This is a genomic window from Kitasatospora sp. NPDC091257 (assembly GCF_044757675.1).
GTDB lineage: Bacteria > Actinomycetota > Actinomycetes > Streptomycetales > Streptomycetaceae > Kitasatospora > Kitasatospora lactacystinica.
Window position 1 is genome coordinate 1 of record NZ_JBIVVI010000927.1, and the last position, 3,730, is coordinate 3,730.

Annotated in this window: 4 protein-coding genes; 2 read left to right on the forward strand and 2 right to left on the reverse strand. The window is 75.4% G+C overall.

The window, feature by feature from the left end:
* Together ACIQOV_RS32170 and ACIQOV_RS32175 are read left to right on the forward strand one after the other, a co-directional pair.
* On the forward strand, window positions 1–1,534 hold a 1,534-nt coding region (locus tag ACIQOV_RS32170), incomplete at its 5' end, for an amidohydrolase (protein WP_401054228.1).
* A 32-nt stretch (window positions 1,535–1,566) separates the two neighbouring features.
* Window positions 1,567–2,352: a response regulator transcription factor gene (locus ACIQOV_RS32175; RefSeq protein WP_401054229.1), complete on the forward strand. Its 786-nt coding sequence runs from the start codon at window positions 1,567–1,569 to the stop codon at window positions 2,350–2,352.
* Window positions 2,353–2,464: 112 nt separating this feature from the next.
* Here ACIQOV_RS32175 and ACIQOV_RS32180 read toward each other — a convergent pair whose 3' ends face one another.
* Entirely contained in the window at window positions 2,465–3,364 is a 900-nt protein-coding gene (locus ACIQOV_RS32180) for a hypothetical protein (RefSeq protein WP_401054230.1), read from the reverse strand.
* A gap of 50 nt (window positions 3,365–3,414) precedes the next feature.
* Window positions 3,415–3,729: a metal-sensitive transcriptional regulator gene (locus ACIQOV_RS32185; RefSeq protein ID WP_359897476.1), complete on the reverse strand. Its 315-nt coding sequence runs from the start codon at window positions 3,727–3,729 to the stop codon at window positions 3,415–3,417.
* Window position 3,730: the final 1 nt, after the last annotated feature.

Here is a 3,730-nt window from a genome sequence, read left to right on the forward strand (position 1 = left end):
GGGGGCGACGCTGCTTCCCGGCATCAACGACTCCCACCTGCACGGATGCGCCTTCGGCATGGCGACGCCGCCGCTCTCCCTCGACCTCGGCCACCCCGCGGTGTCCTCGCTCGGGGACGTGGCCGAGGCGGTACGGGAGGCCGTCGGACGGACCCCGGCCGGGCAGTGGACCACGGGGCACGGCTGGGACACCGGGTACCTCGACGAGTGCCTCCTGGACCCGTCGCGGCAGCCCTCGCGGCACGACCTCGACGCCGTGAGCCCGGACCACCCCGTCGTGCTGTACTCCTTCTCCGGACACGCCACCTGGGTCAACTCCAAGGCCCTGGAGCTCATCGGGATCGACCGGAACACCGTCGCCCCGCCCGGCGGAGCCATCGTCGTGGACGAGGCGGGGGAGCCCACCGGGCTGCTCCACGAGGGGGCCCAGGCCCTCGTCCAGAACGCGCTGCCGCCGCTCGGCCGGCAGGAGCGGACCGACGCGATCAGGACGACCCTCGCCACCCTCGCCCGGCTCGGCGTGACCAGCTACACGGAGCCCGGGCTCGGCCCCGGCGGGGAGGGCATCATGCGGGGCGCGCTCGGCGAGGAGACCCTCGACGTCTACCGCCGGCTGCTGGCCGACGGCGAACTGACCGCCCGCGTCGGCGTCCTGCTGCTGCCCACCGGCATGGCGAGCACCACCGGGGAGTTCGCCCGCGGCCTCGCCGCCCTCGGCGGGCTCGGCGACACGGATCCGCGCCGCCTCGCGGTCCACGGGGTCAAGGTCTTCGCCGACGGCATCGTCCCCAACAGGACGGCCTGGATGCACGAGCCGTACGTCGGCGGCGGCTGCGGCTCCCTGTGCGTCGGCGGCGACACCGACAGCGAGCGGACCGCCGGGATCGGGGCCATGATCCGGCTCGCCCACACCGCCGGGCACCAGCTGGGCGTCCACGTCACCGGCGACCGGGCCATCGACACCGTCGCGGACGCCTTCGCCGCGGCCATGGCCGAGCACCCGCGGCCCGACGCCCGCCACTACGTCATCCACGGCGATTTCCTCACCGCGCACAGCATGGAGGTGCTGGCCGCGCACGGCTTCGGCGTCAACATGAACCCCACCATCAAGTGGACCGTCGCCGACATGGAGGAGGAGCTCGTCGGCGCCGAGCGGGCCGCGTACGCCTGGCCCTACCGCGACGCCGTCGACGCCGGTGTGCGGGTCACGAGCGGATCCGACGCGCCCGTCACCCACCCGGACTGGCGCCAGGGCGTCGCCACCATGATGCTGCGCGAGTCCAAGGCCGCCGGCCGGGTCAGCGGCCCCGAGCAGCGCATCGGCCTGGCCGAGGCGCTGCGCACCTACACGATCGACGCGGCCTGGCAGGACTTCGCCGACGACTGGAAGGGTTCCCTGGAGCCGGGCAAGGCCGCGGACCTGTGCGTGCTCGACGGGGACCTGCTCGCCGCCGACCCCCGCGACATCCCGACGATGCCCGTCATCCTCACCGTCATGGACGGGCGGATCGTGCACGAGGCCCCGCGCGATTGACGTAACTCCGGGGACATGATCATCCTTGGACGGTGGCAGCGGAGCGAAGCGGGGCGGAACGGAACGGGACGGACATCCTGGACGCGGCCGTCCGGGTCCGCGAGGCCGCCAGGGGTGCCGCGGCCGGTACGACCGGCCTCGACGCGGTCCTGGCGGCACTGTCGGAGGTGATGGAGTACGAGCACGCCTCCCTGGCCCGGTGGGATCCGCTGCGCGGGCACCACACCACCCTGGCCGGGAGCTACCCGGACGACGCCACGGCGTACATCGAGACCCGCCTGCACCACGATCCGGTGTTCCCCGTGCTCCGCAGTCCGGCCCGGGGCGGCCTGTGGCTCGGGGACGTCCCCGGGCGGCTCCTCGCGGCCTCCCCGGGCTTCCGGGAGGTGCTGCGCCCCCTCGGCATCGAGGGCGGTGTGGCCCAGTGCCTGTTCGCCGTCGACGGCCGGTACGTCGGGATGCTGAACGTGAGCACCCGTCGGCCGCGGCGCGCGCCCGATCCCGCCCGGGCCGTGGTCACCCTGCTCAGCGAGGCGCTCGCCGCGGCCGTCGCCCCCCGGGCGGGCTCGCGGCCCGAGGGCGCGACCGCGGCCGTCCCGCCCGCGTCGTCCCGGCCCGGCGGACTCTCGCCCCGGGAGCTCCAGGTCCTGGCCGAACTGACGGCCGGCCGCACCAACCGGGAGATCGCCGAGCGGCTGTACATCACGCCGCGCACGGTGGGGACCCACATCGAGCACATCCTCGCCAAGCTCGACCTCCCCAACCGCGCGGCCGCCGCGGCCCGGGCCGCGGCCTGGGGGATCGGCTGCTCCCGCTGACGCTGACCGGCGGCCCGCGGCCGTCCGAGCCGTCCGAGCCGTCCGAGCCGTCCGAGCCGTCCGGGCGGGGCGGTCGGCGCGGGATCGTCCGGCACCCTGCGGACGGGCCCGCTCAGTGCTGGTGGTCGGCGGGGGCCGGGGCCTCGGCGGCGCCGTCCGTCGTCACGGTGAAGGCCGCCGTGCGGACGGTGTCCTGGTGCTTGAAGTCCAGGAAGAGGCGGTAGCCGCCGGTGCTCGGGGCGGTGGTGGTGAAGCCGATCTCCGGGCCCGGGGCGCCGGTGTCCGGGTGGACGTGCAGGTAGGCGAGGTCGCCGGCGCGCAGCGCGACGAGGTGGCCGTACGCGCCGAGGTAGGGCTGGAGGTCGGTGACGGGCCTGCCGTCCTTGCTGACGCTCAGGGTCAGCCTGCCGCTGCGCCCGGGCGTGAGGTCGCCGCCCAGGGTGACGGTGTAGCCGTCGACCGTGACGGTCCGTCCGGTCTCCGGCAGCGGGGCCGGCCGCAGGTCGCCCGCGGCGTGCAGGTCGGCGCCGAGGGTGAGTCCCTCGGCGGCGCCGGACGGGGTGAAGTCCGCGAGGACCCGGTACTCCCCGGCGGCGGGGACGGCGGTGCGGGCGCTCCAGGTGCCGTCGGCGGCCAGGGTCGGGTGCAGGTGCTGGAAGGTCGACAGGTCGCGCGGGGCGACGATCAGGTGCAGGTCCTTCTCGTGCTCCTGCTGGTAGGCGGTGACGGGCTTGCCGTCGCTGCCGAGGATGCGGAAGCGCAGGTCGGTGGGGGAGCCGGCGGTCACGAAGGGGTTCTCGACGCTGAGCGTGTAGCCGCGCTCGGAGATCTGGAGCCCGCCGGGCAGGTGCTCGGCGCCGCCGCCCGACTCCTCGGTGTGCCCCGCGTGCCCGGCCATGGCGGGCTTGGGGGAGGGGCCGCCGCTGCCGGTGGCGTGGCCGACGCCGAGGGCGAGGCCGAAGGCGGCGGCGAGTCCGGCGGCGAAGGCGGTGATGCGCAGCGGGGTGTTCATGACGCGGTTTCTCCTCGTGGCGCGGAGCGAAAGGGGGGCGGGGCGGGCGCTCAGGCCCGCATGAGCCGGGCGATGGCCTGCGTGGCCTCGGCGACCTTGGCGTCCGCCTCGGCGCCGCCGGCCGCGATGGCGTCGTGGACGCAGTGGGCGAGGTGGGAGTCGAGCAGCTGCAGGGCGACCGACTGGAGGGCCTTGGTGGCGGCCGAGACCTGGGTGAGCGTGTCGATGCAGTAGGTGTCGGTGTCGACCATGCGCTGGAGGCCGCGGATCTGGCCCTCGACGCGGCGCAGCCGGCGCAGCAGCCGGTCCTTGTCGTCGTGGTAGCCGGCCATGGGGTCCTCCTCGGGGTTCCGGCGGGGTTCGATG

Coding starts and splice junctions, on each gene's coding strand:
- ACIQOV_RS32180 (WP_401054230.1), bottom strand. CDS start 3,364: ATGAACACCCCGCTGCGCATCACCGCCTTCGCCGCCGGACTCGCCGCC.